This is a genomic window from Streptomyces hygroscopicus (genome assembly GCF_026168105.1).
GTDB classification, from domain to species: Bacteria; Actinomycetota; Actinomycetes; order Streptomycetales; family Streptomycetaceae; genus Streptomyces; species Streptomyces hygroscopicus_D.
The window spans coordinates 1-17,561 of the sequence record NZ_LBMW01000035.1 but is presented as its reverse complement, the minus strand read 5'-3'; the positions used below and the strand labels follow the sequence as shown (position 1 = coordinate 17,561).

General features: G+C 71.3%; 17 protein-coding genes. 6 read left to right on the top strand and 11 right to left on the bottom strand.

Annotation, left to right across the window (positions count from 1 at the left end; translation table 11 throughout):
* Positions 1-5 precede the first annotated feature (5 nt).
* A complete protein-coding gene (locus AAW14_RS27940) occupies positions 6-365 on the bottom strand; it encodes an NADH-quinone oxidoreductase subunit A (protein WP_003992243.1) in 360 nt (119 codons plus the stop codon).
* Between the two features lie 924 nt (positions 366-1,289).
* Between AAW14_RS27940 and AAW14_RS27935 the strand changes: the two genes are divergently transcribed.
* Positions 1,290-2,102: a C40 family peptidase gene (locus AAW14_RS27935; RefSeq protein ID WP_265566733.1), complete on the top strand. Its 813-nt coding sequence runs from the start codon at positions 1,290-1,292 to the stop codon at positions 2,100-2,102.
* 59 nt (positions 2,103-2,161) lie between these two features.
* Here AAW14_RS27935 and AAW14_RS27930 read toward each other — a convergent pair whose 3' ends face one another.
* On the bottom strand, positions 2,162-3,967 hold the full coding sequence (locus tag AAW14_RS27930; protein WP_265566732.1) for a hydroxysqualene dehydroxylase: 1,806 nt from the start codon (positions 3,965-3,967) through the stop codon (positions 2,162-2,164).
* Positions 3,968-4,214: 247 nt separating this feature from the next.
* Positions 4,215-5,504, bottom strand: coding sequence for a geranylgeranyl reductase family protein (locus AAW14_RS27925; RefSeq protein WP_265566731.1), 1,290 nt, complete (start codon positions 5,502-5,504; stop codon positions 4,215-4,217).
* 187 nt (positions 5,505-5,691) lie between these two features.
* On the opposite strand from AAW14_RS27925, the gene AAW14_RS27920 reads away from it, so the two are divergent.
* On the top strand, positions 5,692-6,198 hold the full coding sequence (locus AAW14_RS27920; protein WP_265566730.1) for a GNAT family N-acetyltransferase: 507 nt from the start codon (positions 5,692-5,694) through the stop codon (positions 6,196-6,198).
* A 93-nt stretch (positions 6,199-6,291) separates the two neighbouring features.
* Complete coding sequence (locus tag AAW14_RS27915) at positions 6,292-6,630, top strand: PASTA domain-containing protein (RefSeq protein ID WP_265566729.1); 339 nt, start codon at positions 6,292-6,294, stop codon at positions 6,628-6,630.
* 152 nt (positions 6,631-6,782) lie between these two features.
* Here AAW14_RS27915 and AAW14_RS27910 read toward each other — a convergent pair whose 3' ends face one another.
* The 7 genes from AAW14_RS27910 to AAW14_RS27880 form a co-directional block, all read right to left on the bottom strand.
* Positions 6,783-8,675: a zinc ribbon domain-containing protein gene (locus AAW14_RS27910; RefSeq protein ID WP_265566728.1), complete on the bottom strand. Its 1,893-nt coding sequence runs from the start codon at positions 8,673-8,675 to the stop codon at positions 6,783-6,785.
* A gap of 130 nt (positions 8,676-8,805) precedes the next feature.
* The gene (locus AAW14_RS27905) at positions 8,806-9,501 is read right to left on the bottom strand and encodes a demethylmenaquinone methyltransferase (RefSeq protein ID WP_265566727.1); all 696 of its coding nucleotides are present in this window, start codon (positions 9,499-9,501) and stop codon (positions 8,806-8,808) included.
* A 96-nt stretch (positions 9,502-9,597) separates the two neighbouring features.
* Positions 9,598-10,044, bottom strand: a complete 447-nt coding sequence (locus AAW14_RS27900; RefSeq protein ID WP_265566726.1) for an imidazolonepropionase-like domain-containing protein — start codon at positions 10,042-10,044, stop codon at positions 9,598-9,600.
* Between the two features lie 17 nt (positions 10,045-10,061).
* The gene (mqnC, locus tag AAW14_RS27895; RefSeq protein WP_265566725.1) at positions 10,062-11,276 is read right to left on the bottom strand and encodes a cyclic dehypoxanthinyl futalosine synthase; all 1,215 of its coding nucleotides are present in this window, start codon (positions 11,274-11,276) and stop codon (positions 10,062-10,064) included.
* A gap of 89 nt (positions 11,277-11,365) precedes the next feature.
* Positions 11,366-12,157 (bottom strand): prepilin peptidase, encoded by a 792-nt coding sequence (locus tag AAW14_RS27890; RefSeq protein WP_416223386.1) that lies wholly within the window; start codon positions 12,155-12,157, stop codon positions 11,366-11,368.
* A 122-nt stretch (positions 12,158-12,279) separates the two neighbouring features.
* A complete protein-coding gene (locus AAW14_RS27885; protein ID WP_265566723.1) occupies positions 12,280-14,013 on the bottom strand; it encodes a serine/threonine-protein kinase in 1,734 nt (577 codons plus the stop codon).
* A 218-nt stretch (positions 14,014-14,231) separates the two neighbouring features.
* Positions 14,232-15,080 (bottom strand): menaquinone biosynthetic enzyme MqnA/MqnD family protein, encoded by an 849-nt coding sequence (locus tag AAW14_RS27880; RefSeq protein WP_265566722.1) that lies wholly within the window; start codon positions 15,078-15,080, stop codon positions 14,232-14,234.
* A gap of 366 nt (positions 15,081-15,446) precedes the next feature.
* On the opposite strand from AAW14_RS27880, the gene AAW14_RS27875 reads away from it, so the two are divergent.
* Positions 15,447-15,650 (top strand): cold-shock protein, encoded by a 204-nt coding sequence (locus AAW14_RS27875; protein ID WP_043442843.1) that lies wholly within the window; start codon positions 15,447-15,449, stop codon positions 15,648-15,650.
* Positions 15,651-15,828: 178 nt separating this feature from the next.
* On the opposite strand, the gene AAW14_RS27870 is transcribed toward AAW14_RS27875, so the two are convergent.
* On the bottom strand, positions 15,829-16,404 hold the full coding sequence (locus tag AAW14_RS27870; RefSeq protein WP_265566721.1) for a helix-turn-helix domain-containing protein: 576 nt from the start codon (positions 16,402-16,404) through the stop codon (positions 15,829-15,831).
* A gap of 69 nt (positions 16,405-16,473) precedes the next feature.
* Here AAW14_RS27870 and AAW14_RS27865 point away from each other — a divergent pair, with 69 nt between their 5' ends.
* Complete coding sequence (locus tag AAW14_RS27865; protein WP_265566720.1) at positions 16,474-17,169, top strand: AzlC family ABC transporter permease; 696 nt, start codon at positions 16,474-16,476, stop codon at positions 17,167-17,169.
* Positions 17,166-17,480 (top strand): AzlD domain-containing protein, encoded by a 315-nt coding sequence (locus AAW14_RS27860; protein WP_265566719.1) that lies wholly within the window; start codon positions 17,166-17,168, stop codon positions 17,478-17,480. The genes AAW14_RS27865 and AAW14_RS27860 overlap by 4 nt, the downstream gene beginning before the upstream one ends.
* The last annotated feature ends 81 nt before the right edge of the window (positions 17,481-17,561 follow it).

Sequence of the window (17,561 nt, the reverse complement as noted above, 5' to 3'; positions counted from 1 at the left end):
GCCCCTCAGTCCCATTCCAGACCGCCACGCCGCCATACGTACGCGTAGGCGACGAAGACGGTGAGCACGAAGAGCAGCATCTCCACGAGCCCGAAAATCCCGAGGGCGTCGAAGGTGACGGCCCAGGGGTAGAGGAAGACGATCTCGATGTCGAAGACGATGAAGAGCATCGCCGTCAGGTAGTACTTGATGGGGAAGCGCCCGCCGCCGGCCGGCGTGGGGGTCGGCTCGATTCCGCACTCGTAGGCCTCGAGTTTGGCGCGGTTGTACCGCTTCGGACCGATCAGCGTGGCCATGACCACGGAGAAGATCGCAAAGCCTGCCCCGAGGGCTCCCAGTACGAGGATGGGCGCATACGCGTTCACCGCTCCTCGCTCCTCTCAGTCGGCACTGACTGCTGGCGGTTGCACTGGACTCACAGCCGCCCCGCCTGTCCCACGAGCCCCGCTCGCCCCAGCGAAGATCGCGTACATGTGAAGCAGGTCACAAGCCCAACTGCCCCGCATCTTATGCCCGGCGGTATGTGATCTGCGACACGGGGGTCACCACGTACTTTGTGATCTCCACCACCTGGCGAAGGATCATGAAGTCGGATGAGCGGTGATCTTCATACGCGAAGCAGTCGAGTGATCACCAAGAGGTGACATTTTCGCTCGTCTTCGCTGGTCGGAGCACTCTTGCGATATCAAAGAGAAGATGGTCAAGGCAAATTAGCCCTGGACTGGATCTCTTGATAAGGGACGCCGTTCACACATCAGGGGGAGGGGCGGGTCGAGTGTGGACGCGCGCGCGTCCCCCACGGGACGCGTGCGCGCGCACGCCAGATGTGTGCACGCATTCACGAGCGGAGGGTGCGCTCGCGACGAGCGGCGAGTGTGCATGTTCGCGAGCAGAGGGGTGTGCATGTTCGCGAGCGACGGGTGCACATGTTCACGAGCGGACGGGTGCGCTCGTTCGCAATGGGGCAGGTGTGCCCGTTCACGGACAGAGGGGGCGCGAGCCACACGCGAGACGCCGCCGCGACAGAGACCGTTCCGTGACCTGTGCCACATTGGGCGAGCTCCTCATAAACCGGGCTTGGCCAAGCGTCCGATCCGGTGGTAAGCGCCGAGCAATTCGGGCGTAACGACGAAAGCCCATGATCACAGGCTTGATCACTGGTGTCCGTAATGCCCGTTACGGCGTCAATAAAGAGTGACACACCCGGGATTCGGCATGCCGGTTGAACAACTGTGGCGCACCACACGTTTCTTGAAGGTATGGAGGAGCCCCTGATACCGGTTGTACCCATGTCCCACACCGCTCACATACGCAGCCACCGGAAGCCCCGCAGCCGCAGCGCATCGACGATCGCGATGCGGGCCGGAGTTGCCGGTGGTGTGCTCAGCACCCTGGCCGTGGCCGGCGGGTCCGCTTCGGCCGACGCGGCCGAGCCGGTGACGCAGACCCTCGAACTGCCCACCCTCACGGTCGACCTGGCCACACAGGTCGCACAGTCCGCGGAGGCCACCCAGCAGACCGCGGCCAACTACCAGCTGCAGGCCGAGCGCGACGCCGCCGCCGCAAATGCCGCCAAGCAGGCCAAGGCGGACCTCGCGGACGCCAAGAAGCAGGCGGACGAGGCCAGGCGGAAGGCCGAGGCCGAGCGCAAGACCGCGGAGGCCGCCGCCTCGCGCAGCTCCGAGCGGACCGTGCTCACCGCCGCGTCGAGCAGCGCTTCGTCGGCGACCTCGACGTCCACGGCCACCGGTTCGGCCGCGGCGGTCATCGCCTTCGTCAAGGCGCAGATCGGTGACGCTTACGTCTCCGGCGGCACCGGCCCCAACTCCTGGGACTGCTCCGGTCTCGTGCAGACCGCGTTCAAGCAGATCGGCGTCAGCCTGCCGCGCGTCTCGCAGGACCAGTCGACCGCCGGCACCCAGGTCTCGCTGAGCAATCTGCAGCCGGGCGACATCCTCTACTGGGGCAGCGCGGGCAGCGCGTACCACGTCGCGGTGTACGTCGGCGACGGCATGTTCGTCGGTGCGCAGAACCCCTCCAGCGGCGTCGTCGAGAAGCCGCTGTCGTACGACCCGCCGACCGGCGCGGTGCGCGTGCTCTGAGCGGTACGGACTCAAGAGGGCCGCAGCGGGCCGCCCACGAATGTGGGCGGCCCGCCCTCTCACCCCAGGTCGAAGGTGTTCGGCAGGCCCAGCCGATAGCGCAGTTCGTCGACCCGTTTGAGGGGCTCCAGCTCAGGCGGGCGGTACAGCTCCCAGATCCGGCACCGCCCTGCGCCCGAATTGTCCGTGTCGAGCAATGCGTTGACCGCCCGTCGCGCCGACTCGTTGGCGCCTTCCATCGTCGCCAGATCCACATCCGTGCGGACGTAGTCGCCCGCCAGGAAGAAGTTCGGCACGGCCGTCCTGGCCGACGGGCGGTTGTAGAGCGTGCCCGTGGGGTGGATCAGGAGCGGTTCGCGGTTCTGCGGATCCGGCCCACCGAGCCCCGTCACCGCCGGGTCCATGAACCAGCCCAGCCGGTCGGCGTCGGTGAGCGTCGTCTTGCCGGAGTCGTTCAGGGCGTCCTTCAGTTGTGCCCAGCACTCCTCCACGACCTCTTCCCGAGTGCACTCACGGGCCGTCTTGCCGTACAGGATCCCCGGCTTGTCCCATTCCGAGACGATCGCGGAGAGACAGTCGTGGGCACTTCCGTCGCCGTAGTCCGCCGAGAAGTTCCGTTTGTCCCAGAATTGCGCCTGCCCGATCCCGGTCACGGACCAGGGTGAGTCAAGGCAGTTGATGTGCCCGTGGACAACGGGCGTGGGCGCCCGCAGATAGAACTGCACGCCGGTCATCCAGTCGGTCCTCAGCGCATCGCACCGGCCGAGCTGCGGGTCGGCGGCGCGCAGAGCCGCGCCCCAGGTACGGCGGGCGTGCTCGACCGGCATGGCGGATACGTAGTGGTCGGCGGTGACGGTGCGTTCGTTGTTCCCGTCGCGCGCGGAGACGCGGATGCCGGTGACACGCCCGCCCTCGTACAGGACCTCGCGCACCTGGGCACCGAACACGAACTCGACGCCGAGGAGACGCAGGTGTGCGGCCCAGGGGTCGATCCAGGCCTCGCTCGTCGGGGCGTTGAGCACCCGGTCGATGTCCGCGTCGCCGTCCATGCCGCGGCCGAGCAGCCCCCACAGCAGCAGCGCCTCGATGATGACGCGGCCGACGGTGCGGGTGGAGGCGATCTCGGCGCGGGTGGCGACGAGATTGCGGGTCTGCCCGACGCCGAGGAGCGTCCGGTACTCCTCGCTCATGCGGCCGGCGCGGATGAACTCCCACCAGGAGGTCTTCTCCCACTGGTCCTCGCGGCGGGCGTCGCAGCTGGTGAGGTGGACGAGGACACGGTCGGCGAAGTACGCGGCCTCATGGGCGGGCAGCCGGGTGCCCACGTCGAGGACGGACAGGATCTGGTCGCGGATCCAGGACGGGGTGATGTCGCCGGGCGCGGGCGGGGTGGTGAGCCGACGCAGCGGGAAGTGAAGGTCCGGGCGTCCGCCGGCCCGGGCGAAGAGGGCCTCGGTGCCGCTGCGGAGGTTGTCGTGGACGCCGTTCGCATTGCCCGGGAAGGGGATGCGACGCAGGGTGTCCGGAAGATTGCGGTAGAAGCCGGGGAAGAACCGGAAGCCGTGCTCGCCGGGCAGGGGTCTGCGGCCGCCCGAGGCGGATCCGGGGACGTCCATCGAGCGGGCCTTGCCGCCGAGGACGTCGTAGTACTCGTAGACGGTGACGGCGTAGCCGCGTTCGGCGAGTTCGTGGGCGGCGCTGAGCCCGGAGACACCGCCGCCGAGGACGGCGACGCGTTTACCCGCGGCAGCGGCCGCACTCGGCCATGCAGCGGCCGTACTCGGCCATAAGGAGAGGGCGGTGGCAGCTCCCCCGGCACGGGCGAGAAAGCGTCTGCGGGTCGTTCCCTGGTGTTCCGTCGTCATGGTTACGGGAGGGTAGGGAGAGACGCGAGGCGACGGAAGGTCGCGGACCGGTCACGCACGGCATCCACACACGACAGCGGGAGGGATTCACCCCCAACGGGATCCGCGCCCGGTGAGCCCGGTGACTGCGTGGCGGGACGTGCCGAGGCGCGACCGCAAGGACGCGCCTCGGCACGTGCCCGGCCGCCACGCGGAGGTGTTCGCGCGGCGCGCGGTCAAGGCGGGGGAGCCGAGCAACCCGTAGGGGTCACGCCTTGGGCGCCACCTTGGACAGGCCGTTGATGACGCGGTCCATCGCGTCGCCGCCCGTCGGGTCGGTCAGGTTGGCCAGGAGCTTCAGGGTGAACTTCATCAGGAGCGGATGCGTCAGGCCCCGCTGCGTCGCGATCTTCATCACCTTCGGGTTGCCGATCAGCTTCACGAAGGCACGGCCCAGCGTGTAGTAGCCGCCGTAGGTGTCCTTGAGGATCTTCGGGTAGTTGTGCAGGGCCAGTTCGCGCCCGCCGGGGGTCGAGCGGGCCAGGGCCTGGACGATGACGTCCGCGGCGATCTGGCCCGACTCCATCGCGTACGCGATGCCCTCACCGTTGAAGGGGTTCACCAGGCCGCCCGCGTCACCGACGAGCAGCAGGCCCTTCGTGTAGTGCGGCTGGCGGTTGAAGGCCATGGGGAGGGCGGCGCCGCGGATGGGGCCGGTCATGTTCTCGGGGGTGTAGCCCCAGTCCTCGGGCATCGAGGCGCACCAGGCCTTCAGCACCTCGCGCCAGTCCAGCTCCTTGAAGGAGGCCGAGGTGTTCAGGACGCCCAGGCCGACGTTGCTCGTCCCGTCGCCCATGCCGAAGATCCAGCCGTAGCCCGGCAGCAGCCGCTCCTGGCCGCCGCGCCGGTCCCACAGCTCCAGCCAGGACTCCAGGTAGTCGTCCTCGTGGCGCGGGGACGTGAAGTACGTACGGACCGCGACGCCCATCGGGCGGTCCTCGCGGCGGTGCAGGCCCATCGCCAGCGACAGGCGCGAGGAGTTGCCGTCCGCGGCCACCACCAGGGGCGCGTGGAAGGTCACCGCGCGCTTCTCCTCGCCCAGCTTGGCGTGCACGCCGGTGATGCGGCCGGTGCGGTCGTCGATGACCGGCGCGCCCACGTTGCAGCGCTCGTACAGGCGGGCGCCCGCCTTCTGCGCCTGCCGGGCCAGCTGCTCGTCGAAGTCGTCGCGCTTGCGGACCAGTCCGTAGTCCGGGTACGAGGCCAGATCCGGCCAGTCGAGCTGGAGCCGCACCCCGCCGCCGATGATGCGCAGACCCTTGTTGCGCAGCCAGCCTGCTTCCTCGGAGATGTCGATGCCCATCGCGACGAGCTGCTTGGTGGCGCGCGGAGTCAGGCCGTCGCCGCACACCTTCTCGCGCGGGAAGGCGGTCTTCTCCAGCAGCAGCACGTCCAACCCGGCCTTCGCCAGGTGGTACGCGGTGGTGGAACCGGCTGGCCCGGCCCCGACGACGATCACATCGGCGGTGTGTTCGGTAAGGGGCTGGGGCTCGGTCACGGCGGGTTCTCCCCAAGACTCGACGACGGCAACGACGACAACGACAACGACGGCTCGACAAACGACGCCTGCGCCGGCGGCAGCGGGCGGCAGCGACGAAAACATCGGCGAAAACGACATGCTGACGGGCACTGGACATGGGCAGTCTATTCAGCGGTATCGATCTCCCGGCTGAAGGGCTGCCCCCGTGAACCGAGCTCTCCCCGACGTACAGCTGCGCGTCCCCACCGACGAGGACGCCTTCGCCTGGCACCGGATCTTCGCGGACCCGGAGGTCATGGAGTTCTACGGGGGCCAGGCCGCCGAGCTGTCCGTCTACGAGGAGCTCACCGCCCGCCAGCGCAGACACGACGCCGAGCGCGGCTTCTGCCTGTGGACCATGCTCGACGAGTCGGGCGAGGTCATCGGTTTCACGGGCGCTCAGCCGTGGCCGGTCGAGTGGGGACCCGAGGGGGAGATCGAGATCGGCTGGCGGCTCGGGCGGGCGCACTGGGGCAAGGGCTACGTCACCGCGGCAGCGGTGACCACGCTGGAGCGGGTGCGGGCGGCGGGGGTGACCGGGGTCGTCGCCATGGTCAAGCCCGCCAACGAGCGGTCGATCGCCGTGACCCGGCGCCTGGGCATGGAGCTGGCCGAGGTCTTCACGCACCCCACTCTGAGGGAGCCGGCGCACTGCTACCGGCTCACCTTGTGACACTCGGTTACCGACTGCTGCAGAAAGACACGCGCCGCTTCCGAGTTGCGCCCCCGCCCGGTTACCCTGCCAGTACCGCTGGGGGTGACATCTGTGCCTATAACGCCCAAAACACCCGAAGTACGCGTGCCACGGCTGGTCGGTCTGATGGCGGTCGACGCACGCGAGGCCGCCGCCAATCAGGGCGTCATGCTCGCCGCGCCCGACCGGCCGGACTTCCATCGCACCGTCGTCGACTACGTCGTACGCCAATATCCTCTGCCCGGCGCCGAGGTGCCGCGCGGTGCCGTGGTCACCGTGTGGTTCGACCTCGGTGAGGGCGAGGGCGGCGGAGGCGCCGGGGTCCGCGAGCCGCGGCTGCCCATCCCGCCACCGGGCGGGATGCGCCGCGAACTCGACGAGCCCGGGGACGCGTTCGAAGTGCTCAGATGACTCCGGTCATCTGATCCCGGTCATCGGCGCCGTGCCGCCCGACGTTCCCGGTGGCGCGGCGCCCGGTGGCGGCTCCGCCGGGACAGCGGCGCCTGGTGGTGGCCCTGCCGGGACAGCGGCGCCCGATGGTGGCCCTGCCGGGACATCGACGCCTAGTGGTGGCCCTGCCAGAACAGCAGGGCGGCCGCCGCACCACCGCCGACCACGCACGCCACGACGATCGTGACGACCCAGACGAGGACGGAACTGCGGCGCACGGGCGAGGGCGCGGGGGCGCCGGGTGCCGGAGCACCGGGCACGTAAGCCGGAACGTGGTGGTTCGCGGTCGGCGCGGGCGGCGCATGATAAGCCGACGGGGGCCCGACGGGAGCCGGGGGCGCCAGGGGCTCCACACGGGTCGAAGGCACGGGGGGCACGTCGGGCGCCGGGCCCGGCGTCGGCGGCGTACCGGGCCTGGGCCGTCCCTCGGGAACCGGTGGCATCCCGGGGCCGTACCCCGCCGGAGTGCTCGGCATCGGCGGGAGCGGTGGGGCGACGACCGTGGTGCGGCCGCCGGTCATCCGCACCAGGTACGGGGCCACGAACGCAGCCCCGAAGACCCACAACAGGCCGAAGAGCAGCCCTTCCGGGAGGCTGACACCCGCCTCGACCGTGCCGCCGATGGCGCCCGGGGAGGAGTAGCCGGAGTCGGAACCGTAGCCGAAGCCGGAACCGTAGCCCGACGCGGTCGCCGACAACTGCCATCCGAAGCCGCCGATCCAGGCCAGCAGCAGGAACAGCGCGATGAAGACCCCCGAGGCCAGCAGCTGTTCACGCCGGTCCGCCGAGCGGCGCGCGGCGATGGCGCCCACCGTGAGCGCGCACACCAGACCGAGGGCCAGCGCCCCCACCACCGCCCAGGCGTTGACCTGGTGCCCGAGCTCGGACAGCCCGAAGCCCTGGTGCCGGTACGCCCCGCCGTACGGTGAACTCCCGTTCGCCTCCGCGTCGATGGAGGCGCCCCAGGACAGACCGAGCGCCAGGACCGCAAGGTTGGGCAGCAGGAGCAGCGCGAAGACGACCGCAGAGGTTCTGGAACCGCCCGAGTTGTCGTCGAACTGCGTGACGCAGACGACGAACGCCACGACCGAGCACAGCACGAGGACGGCCGCGTAGGCACGCAGGGCGGTGCCGGTCGCCCGCAGGAGCAACCGGGTCCCCGGCAGGCGGCCGGTCTCGGCGCGGAGCAGTACGCCACCCGCCACGGCCGACCCGAGCAGCAGGGCGCCGAGTGCGGCGAGCCAGGGCGAGGTGGAGATCTCCACGCCCTCCGCGAGGGTCGGCCGGGCGCAGAGGCCGAGGACCAGGGTGGCGGCGGCCAGGAGCAGGGCGACCCGGACAGCCGCCTCCGCACCGGCGGTCGCCCCGCGCGAGCCGCGCTCGACGAGACCCCTGCGCAGGCCGCGGACGCCGATGCAGAGCGCGGCGATCCACAGGGCGGTGACGGTCAGCGGGACCAGCGAGAGCGAGCCGCCGCCCCGGATGCCGGAAAGGAGCCCGCCGGAGGCGTCACCGAGCACCGACCCGGCAGCGTCCTTCACCTCGAGCCCCCCGCCGAGTGCCTGGAGCAGCGCGGCGAGCGCGATCCGCAGCCGTTCCCCGAAGCCGACGACCACGGTGTCATTCTGCCCGTACGAGGGGATGGCCAGCGCCAGCGCGGCGACGAGCACCAGTCCGACGGGCCAGGCGGCGGCCCGGGCGGCCCCGGCCCAGTCCCCCCGGAAGGTGCGCCCGAGGAAGGCGCCGAGGAGCGGCGGCCGGCCCTGGGCGGAGGCCGGGGCGGAAGCGGAGGGAGAGGCGGGAGCCGGGGCGTACGACGGGGGCGGCGGCCCGAGCGGCGGAGAGACCGGCGGCACGGTGGGGCCGGTGGACGGCTCGAGTGGGGCGCCCGTGGGCTCGACGGCACCCCGCTCCGTCGCCACCGGCTCGCGCTCCCGTCCGCATCTCATGCAGTAGCGGGCCTCGTCGGGGGCCTGGGTCCCGCAGTGCGGGCAGTACGACGCCATGGGAACGCTCCGTCGTCCGAAGAACTCGTGCGGTGATGAGACGTCATCAACGGACGTAGTCTTCCATTGACCGGTTCCCGTCAATCCCCCGTTCGTGGCGACCCGTTGACGGCGGGCCTCGCGAGGACCGTCAGTCCGCCTTGAACCCGCGGTGCAGTGCCACGACCCCGCCCGTGAGGTTCCGCCACGCCACCTTCGACCAGCCCGCCTCGCGCAGCCGCTCCGCGAGGGCCGGCTGGTCGGGCCAGGCCCGGATGGACTCGGCGAGGTAGACGTACGCGTCCGGGTTGGACGACACCGCGCGCGCCACCGGCGGCAGCGCGCGCATCAGGTACTCGGTGTAGACCGTGCGGAAGGGCGTCCACGTGGGGTGTGAGAACTCGCAGATCACCACGCGCCCGCCCGGCTTCGTCACCCGGTACAGCTCCGTCAGCGCCGCGTCCGTGTCCTGCACGTTCCGCAGCCCGAAGGAGATCGTCACCGCGTCGAAGACGTCGTCCTTGAACGGCAGCCGGGTCGCGTCCCCGGCCGTGAGCGGCATCCAGGGGTGCCGCTTCTTGCCGACCTGGAGCATCCCGAGCGAGAAGTCGCAGGGGACGACGTACGCGCCCGCGCGCGTGAAGGGGAGCGACGAGGTCGCCGTGCCCGCCGCCAGGTCGAGGACCTTCTGCGCGGGGCGCGCGTCGACCGCCTTCGCGACCTCCTTGCGCCACAGTCGCGTCTGCCCCAGGGACAGCACGTCGTTCGTCAGGTCGTACCGTTCCGCCACGTCGTCGAACATCGAGGCGACTTCGTGCGGCTGCTTGTCCAGGGATGCGCGGGTCACCGACCCATTGTGGCAGCAGGGCCCGTGCGCACCTGCGGCGCCCGGCCGGTACGCGCCCGCCGCCGGGACCCGCCCGGTGTCCGCCCCGGGACCGGCTCAGCGGCGCCGGTGCACCAGCCGTCCGGCGCACACCGTGGCCAGGCAGGCGCCGGTGGCGTCGAAGACCGCGAGGTCGGCGCGGCCGGCCTCGCCGATCCTTGTCGGGCGTGCGCGAAGGAGGATCACGACGTCGTTCCGTTCGGCGGCGGCCCGGACCTCGGGCGAGTCGGCGTGCTCCTCGAGGATCGCCACCGCGCCGAGCTTCAGCACCGCGTGGACGCGTTCACGGGGAGTCGGGGCGTCCGGGAGGGGGCCCTCGTGGATGCGGGCGGGACCCAGGGCGCCCGGCCATCTGCGCACCCGGGCCCGCGGGAACCGCACGCGCAGCTCGTCGAATGTCCCGATGGCGCCGATCCGGTCCCGCCCGACCACGACGGCGCCGTCCTCGATCGGCTCCGAGGTCCAGGAGTGCCGGACTTCGTCCGCCGTGTGAATCGTCTCCAACTCGGCCTCTCGACGCCTCAGTTGGAGGCGAGCAGCTTCAGCTCGGGATGTGCCGTGCCGCCCGCGATCGCCGTCGACGAGAGGTGGGACACCACCCGTTCGTCGACCGGGTCGTTCGCCGGGTCGTCGTGGACGACGAGGTGCTCGTACGTCGTCGAGCGCTGCGCCGGGACCCGCCCCGCCTTCCTGATCAGGTCGATGATCTCCTGACGGTTGGAACGGTGCTTGGCGCCGGCCGAGGAGACGACGTTCTCCTCGAGCATGATCGAACCGAGGTCGTCCGCGCCGTAGTGCAGGGACAGCTGGCCGATCTCCTTGCCGGTGGTCAGCCACGAGCCCTGGATGTGCCGGACGTTGTCGAGGAAAATGCGGGCGATCGCGATCATCCGCAGGTACTCGAAGAGGGTCGCCTGGGTGCGGCCCTTCAGATGGTTGTTCTCGGGCTGGTAGGTGTACGGGATGAAAGCCCGGAAACCGCCCGTGCGGTCCTGTACGTCCCGGATCATCCGCATGTGCTCGATGCGCTCGGCGTTGGTCTCGCCCGTGCCCATGAGCATGGTGGACGTCGACTCCACACCGAGGTGGTGCGCGGTCTCCATGATCTCCAGCCAGCGCTCGCCGCTCTCCTTCAGCGGGGCGATGGCCTTGCGCGGGCGCTCGGGGAGCAGCTCGGCGCCGGCGCCGGCGAAGGAGTCGAGGCCCGCGGCGTGGATACGGGTGATGGCCTCTTCCACGCTCACGCCCGAGATCCGCGCCATGTGCTCGACCTCGGACGCCCCCAGGCTGTGGATGACCAGCTGCGGGAAGGCCTCCTTGATGGCGCGGAAGTGCTTCTCGTAGTACTCGACGCCGTAGTCCGGGTGGTGACCGCCCTGGAACATGATCTGGGTACCGCCCAGCTCCACGGTCTCCGCGCAGCGGCGCAGGATGTCGTCGAGATCGCGGGTCCAGCCCTTGGCGGTGTCCTTCGGGGCCGCGTAGAAGGCACAGAACTTGCACGCCGTCACGCACACGTTCGTGTAGTTGATGTTGCGCTCGACGATGTACGTCGCGATGTGCTCGATGCCCGCGTACTTGCGACGGCGTACGGCGTCGGCGGCGGCACCCAGCGCGTGCAGCGGGGCGTCGCGGTAGAGGACGAGCGCCTCTTCTGGGGTGATCCGCCCACCTGCGGCGGCCCGGTCGAGGACGGCTGTGACATCGATTGACGTGAGGTCGGCCTTCTCGGTCACCGGGCGTCCCTTTCGTGGGGGTTGTGGGCAGACGTAAGGGTCGTGGACGGACCGAACCAGCCTACGCCAGGGGCTTCGGCCCCCCTACGTCAGGCCGCGAACGCGCCGACGAGCAGCCCGACGAAGGCGCCCGCGATGAGGAACGGCCCGAACGGGATCGCGGTCCGCCGCCCGGCCCGGCGCGCGAGGACGAGCCCGAGCCCGTACAACCCCCCGAAGAGGAACCCGGCGAAGGTGCCCAGCATCACGGTCGGCCAGCCGTACCAGCCGAGCACCGCGCCGAGCCCCAGCGCGAGCTTGACGTCGCCGAAGCCCATGCCGTGCGGATTCACGAGGAAGAGCAGGAAGTACGCGCCGCCGAGCACGAGCGCGCCGAGCAGCGCGGTGACCCGGTCCCCGGCGTGCCCGGGCAGGGCCGCGGCCGCGGCGAGCAGCAGCAGGGCGAGGGCGGCGAGCGGCAGGGTGACCACGTCCGGCAGCCGCTGCACCCGGAAGTCCACGATCGTCAGCAGGACGCCGACGGGGGCGAGCAGCAACCAGACGACGAGTTCAGGGCGGGTACCGGTGGCGAGGGCGAGAGCGGTGCACACCGAGGCGGTGGACAGGGCGACGAGGAGCGTGCTCGGCCCGTACGCGGCAAGGGTCCCGGACAACTGCGCGCGTCCCGCGTCACCGGGTGGCGCGGGCTCCGTACGAGCACACTGGCCGCACCGGGCCCGGCCGAGCCAGCCGCCGATGAGATGCCCGTCGGGACACCGGTCCCGCCAGGGCTCACCGGATGCGGCGGAGAACCGGTAGGCGGCCCGGGGAACCAGCAACCCCGCGGCGGCGCCCCACAGCGCGGCGGCGACGGTGAGCCAGAGGTCGAGGTCCACGGGCACACCCTATTCACCGACAGGACGGCGGCATCCACCTACAGGACGGCGGCATCCACCGACAGGACGGCGGCGGACCTGGGACCCCGGAGGTCCCGAACCGGACCCGGCCCGCCCGTAGTTCGCGCCTACCCGGCCTTCCCCAGCCGAGCCACCGGGTTGCCCGCGTCCGAGTTGTCCATCTCGAGCCTGAGGTCGGAGCCGACCGGTGTCAGGCGTACCGCGTGTCTGCCCTTCGTGCACACGTCGCGGTTGGTGGCCTTGGCCACGCTCTCAGCGGTGAGCCGGGCCTTCGTGGCCTTCTTCAGGAGGAGTACGTCCTCGCAGATGCCGCCGATCTGGTCGGTCTGCCGCAGCGTGCCGAGTTCCTGGCCCGGCGCGGCGGGGTGGATGGTGACGCGGAAGGTGCCCATCGGCAGCGTGCCCCCGAGGGCCGTCCCGTCTCCCTCCCAGGTGCCCAGATAGGTGGCGGGGATCGCGGACTGCCCGGCGCCGGTGGCCGCCGGGCCGGGTGAGTGGCCGGCGCCCCGGGCCGCGCCGGCCTCCCCCGAACCGCCCTTGTCGAACAACCCCAGCGTGAACGCCGACCCGACCGTGACCGCGGCCAGCGCTCCCGCGACGGCCACCGCGACGGTGCAGCTCACACGCCGGCCGCGCCCGTCGGTCCCCGGTGCCGAGGTCGCGGCGACGCTCACCGAGACCTTGCCGTGGGGACTGCCGTGCGCGGCGGGTACGGCGTCCTGGGTGGCGAGAGCGGCGTTCGGGTCGGATGGCGGACCGAAGACTCCGGCGGGCGACGGCCCGGTCGGGCCCGCGGTCGGCCGGGCCGAGGACCACTCGTTGGCCGACGGGACGTCAAGCACCTTCGCATCAGCGGCAGTCGATGCACCCTCAGGGCCCCCGGGCCGCCCGGTCTCCCCCGCCGAGGCCCTGCTGAACCCCACCGGCCCCGACGGTTCCCCCTCTCCCGCCTCCAGGTTCAGCAGATGTACGGCCTTGCGGCTGACCTGTTCCACCAGTGGTCCCGGCAGCCAGCCTCCCGCCACCAGGCGGACGGCGCCCTGGGGGGCGAGCCGTCGGGCCACCTCCGTCGGGGCGGGGCGGGCGGCCGGGTCCTTGGCGAGGCACACGGCCGCCAGCTCGCGCAACCCGTCCTCCAGCGAGCCGAGTTCCGGCTCCTCGTGGACGACCTTGTACAGCAGCGCCGCGGAGGAGTCGCCGGTGAACGGGGGCTGCCCGGTCGCCGCATACGCGAGCACCGCGCCCAGCGAGAAGACATCCGCCGCGCCCGTGATGCCCTTGCCGAGGATCTGCTCGGGGGACATGTAACCGGGCGAGCCGACGGAGACTCCGGTCGAGGTCAGCGACGCCGTGCCGTCCGTGGCCCGCGCGATGCCGAAGTCGATCAGGAGCGGGCCGTCGAGGGTCAGCAGGACGTTCGACGGCTTCACGTCCCGGTGGACCAGGCCCAGTCCGTGCACCGCCGTCAGCGCCTCCGCCAGGCCCGCGCCCAGGGCCCGTACGGAGTGGAGCGGAAGCGGGCCGCCGTCCGTCACCGCCGCGGCCACCGACGGACCGGCCGCGTAACCGGTCGCGACCCACGGCACCGACGCCTCCGGGTCGGCGTCCAGCACCGGCGCGGTCCAGGCACCGCCGACCCGCCGCGCGGCCTCCACCTCGCGGCGGAAGCGGGCGCGGAACTCCTCGTCCAGCGCGAAGTGCGGATGCACGACCTTGACCGCGACCGTGCGCCCGCCCGCGCTGCGCCCCAGATAGACCCGGCCCATCCCGCCGGCGCCGAGCCGGCCGAGCAGCCGGTAGGGCCCCACGGCGGTGGGCTCACCGGCTTCGAGCGGTTGCATGGCGTCGTCCACCCTTCCCCCGTGGCACCAGCGGTCCTCTGTGCGGCCGACGGGTCCCCGGAGCCCGAAGGCCCCCTGGAGCCAGGACGGTTCTGGAACCCGGGGGATCCTGGAGCCCGTCGGTCCGTACGGTCCCGACCTGCCAGCAGCGTAGTGGCCGCCGCCCGGCGTGCGCCCCCGCACCGGGCGGGCCGCAGGCCCCAACTCTCGTACGGCGCCTACGACTCCAGAAGTTTCACCTTCACGTCGGCCGGGAAACCCGTCGTCGGCCCGACCCGCCGGGCGAACTCCGCGACCGCCGTCAGCTGCGGGCCGCCGAAGCGGAAGTCGAGCGTCGTGAAGTACCGCTCCAGGACCTGCTCGTCGAAGGCCTCCCAGCGCGCCGCCTGCTCCGCGACCTTGGCGACCTCCTCCAGGGACAGGTTGCGGGAGGCCAGGAAGGCCTCGTGCACCTTGCGGGTGATGGCCGGCTCACGCTCCAGGTAGTCGCGCCGGGCCGCCCAGACCGCGAAGACGAACGGCAGGCCCGTCCACTCCTTCCACAGCGAGCCCAGGTCGTGCACGTCGAGGCCGTAGCGCGGCCCGTCGTGCAGGTTCGCCCGGAGCGCGGCGTCGCCGATCAGCACCGCCGCTTCCGCCTCCTGCATCATCAGGCTGAGGTCGGGCGGGCAGGTGTAGTAGTCCGGTGCCACCCCGTACCGCTCGGCGAGCAGCAGCTGGGCGAGGCGGACGGAGGTCCGCGAGGTGGAACCGAGGGCGACCCGGGCGCCGTCGAGCCGGTCCAGCGGCACCTGGGAGACGATCACGCAGGACATCACCGGGCCGTCGCAGCCGACCGCGATGTCTGGGAAGGCGACCAGCTGGTCGGCGTTCCTGAGGAATTCGACGAGGGTGATGGGCCCGATGTCCAGATCGCCCCGCACCAGCTGCTCGCTGAGCTTCTCGGGGGTGTCCTTGGTCAGCTCGAAGTCGAGGAGGGTGCCGGTTCTCGCGAGCCCCCAGTACAGGGGCAGGCAGTTCAGGAACTGGATGTGGCCGACGCGCGGCCGGATGCGAGAATTGTCCACATCGCGAGACTAGACCCCGTGCGGTACGGTGCTGGCTCCAGGGTCCCCTGGCGTCCGCAAGCCGTTACGGGCACCCGACGGCCACCTGGTGTCCACCTCCGTGACTACGATGCGCCACACCGGCGTCAATCCGGCCCACCACCCGCTCAAACATTTGGGTGACGTGATCTTGACCTCTATTGCTTTCGGCTGCCCACGTGCTAGGCTCGCCGCAAGTTGCAGTTTGGTTTCCCTTGCAGTACAGAGCCTGCGGAGCATGTAACCGCGGGCTCTCGTCGTTTTCAGACATATGCAGTTGTGCGGCGCTTCAGTTTTCACAATCGCAGGTTCTGGAGCAGGGCAACCCTTTGGGCCCAAGGAGGGCTTATGGCTACCGGAACCGTGAAGTGGTTCAACGCCGAAAAGGGCTTTGGCTTCATCGCCCAAGAAGGCGGCGGCCCCGACGTCTTCGTCCACTACTCCGCGATCAACGCGAACGGCTTCCGTTCGCTCGAAGAGAACCAGCAGGTGAGCTTCGACGTGACCCAGGGCCCGAAGGGCCCCCAGGCGGAGAACGTCACGGCCATCTGAGCCTCGTCTCGGAGTTCGGTCTTCGGTTTCAAGCCTTCGGCTCACAGGGCTCCGCTCACTGAGTCCGATGCTTTGATCCGGAACGGAATGCAGTACCCAAGGAGCCCCGCGCGCCACCCGGCGCAGGGGGCTCCTGCTTTTTGCCCTCGCGCGCTTCCGCGCCGCCCATGAGCTTCCGTCACACGTGCTGCATGATCAGCACGAAAGCGGTCCCGGGCGCCAGCGCCTCATAGGAATGCGGTACGTCGCCGCGGAAGGCCATGTAGTCGCCGGGCGCGAGTTCCTCCTCTTCGCCGCGCGGCCCCGCGAGAACCCGCCCCGCGCTGACCACCAAGTGCTCCATCGTGCCCGGGATGTGTGCGTCCGACGCCCGAACTGATCCCGGCTCCAGCCGGACGCGGTAGATGTCCCGGCGCGCTCCCGGCGGGCTCGCGGAGAGCAGGGTCGCCAGGTAGCTGGACTGCTCGGAGTGCACGGCGGGCCCCTCGCCCGCGCGGATCACCTGCACGGCCGGGGCGGGCGGTTCGACAAGCGCGCTGAACGGCACACCGAGCGCGACGCCCAGCGCCCAGAGGGTCTCCATGCCGGGGTTGCCGCTCGCCGCCTCCAGCTGGGACAGCGTGGACTTCGCGATGCCCGCACGCTTGGCCAGCTCGGAGAGCGAGAGCCCGGCTCGGGTCCGCTCCCTGCGCAGCGCGGCGGCGATCCAGTCGAGGGGAAGCCGGGCCGGAGGAGTGGTGGCGTCGTCGGTCATGGGCGTTCGCTCCATCGGTACGTTCGTTCATCTTGACGAACAGAAGGGGTGCTGTCCATTGTAGAAAACATGCGTTCGCTCTTCCGAACACCTTCCTGTTCCTCTCCGGCCGTCGACCGTGCGCTGCTCCGGGACGTGTCACTCGTCTGCCTCGCAAGTGGAGTGGTCGGCGTGTCGTTCGGCGCGATCGCGGTCGCGGGCGGCCTGCCGGTATGGGTCCCGGTGGTGATGTCACTGGTGGTGTACGCCGGCTCGGCGCAGTTCAGCGCGGTGGGAATCCTGCTGGCCGGGGGCGGCCCGGCGGCCGCCGCGGCGACGGGACTGCTGCTGAACACGCGCACGGCGGCGTTCAGCCTTGCGGTGGCGGACGTCCTGGACGGACACGGGCGCCTGGCCCGGTTCGCGGGCGCGCACCTGGTGACCGACGAGACGGCGGCGTTCGCTCTGGCCCAGCGCGATCCGGCGCGGCGCCGGGCGGCGTTCTGGATCTCGGGGCTCGGGCTGTACGCGGCCTGGAACCTCTGCGTGCTCGGCGGGGCCCTGGCCGGCGGCGCGCTGGGCGACACGGACACGTTCGGCCTGGACGCCGCCTTCCCCGCCGTGCTGGTCGCGCTGGTCCTGCCCGCAGTTCGGGAGGACCCGAGCACCCGGCGGGCCGCGCTGACCGGTGGTGCGGTGGCCCTGGCGGCGACGCCGTTCGTGCCCACCGGGGTGCCCGTACTGCTGGCCCTCGCCGGACTGCTCGCGCTCGGGGGGCGGGCATGACGGCGACGGTCGCCGCGATCCTCGCGCTCGCCGTGGGGACGTACGCATTCCGGCTGGCCGGTCCGCTGCTGCACGGGCGTCTGGCGCTGCCGGACCACGTCCACCGACTGCTGTCGGCGGGGGCGATGGTGCTGCTGGCCGCCCTGCTGGCGACGGGCGCGCTCACCCAGGCGGGTGGCTTCGCGGGGTGGGCCCGGCCGGCGGGCGTCCTGGTGGGCGGGATCCTGGCATGGCGACGAGCGCCGTTCGTGCTGGTGGTCCTGGCCGCGGCGGCGACCACGGCGGCGCTGCGGGCCACAGGGCTGGTCTAGCGGGGCCACGCTCCCGGCGCCGTCCACGCCTCCGGAGACGTACTGAACCACGCCTCCGGAGACGTCCGAACCCCCCGCGGC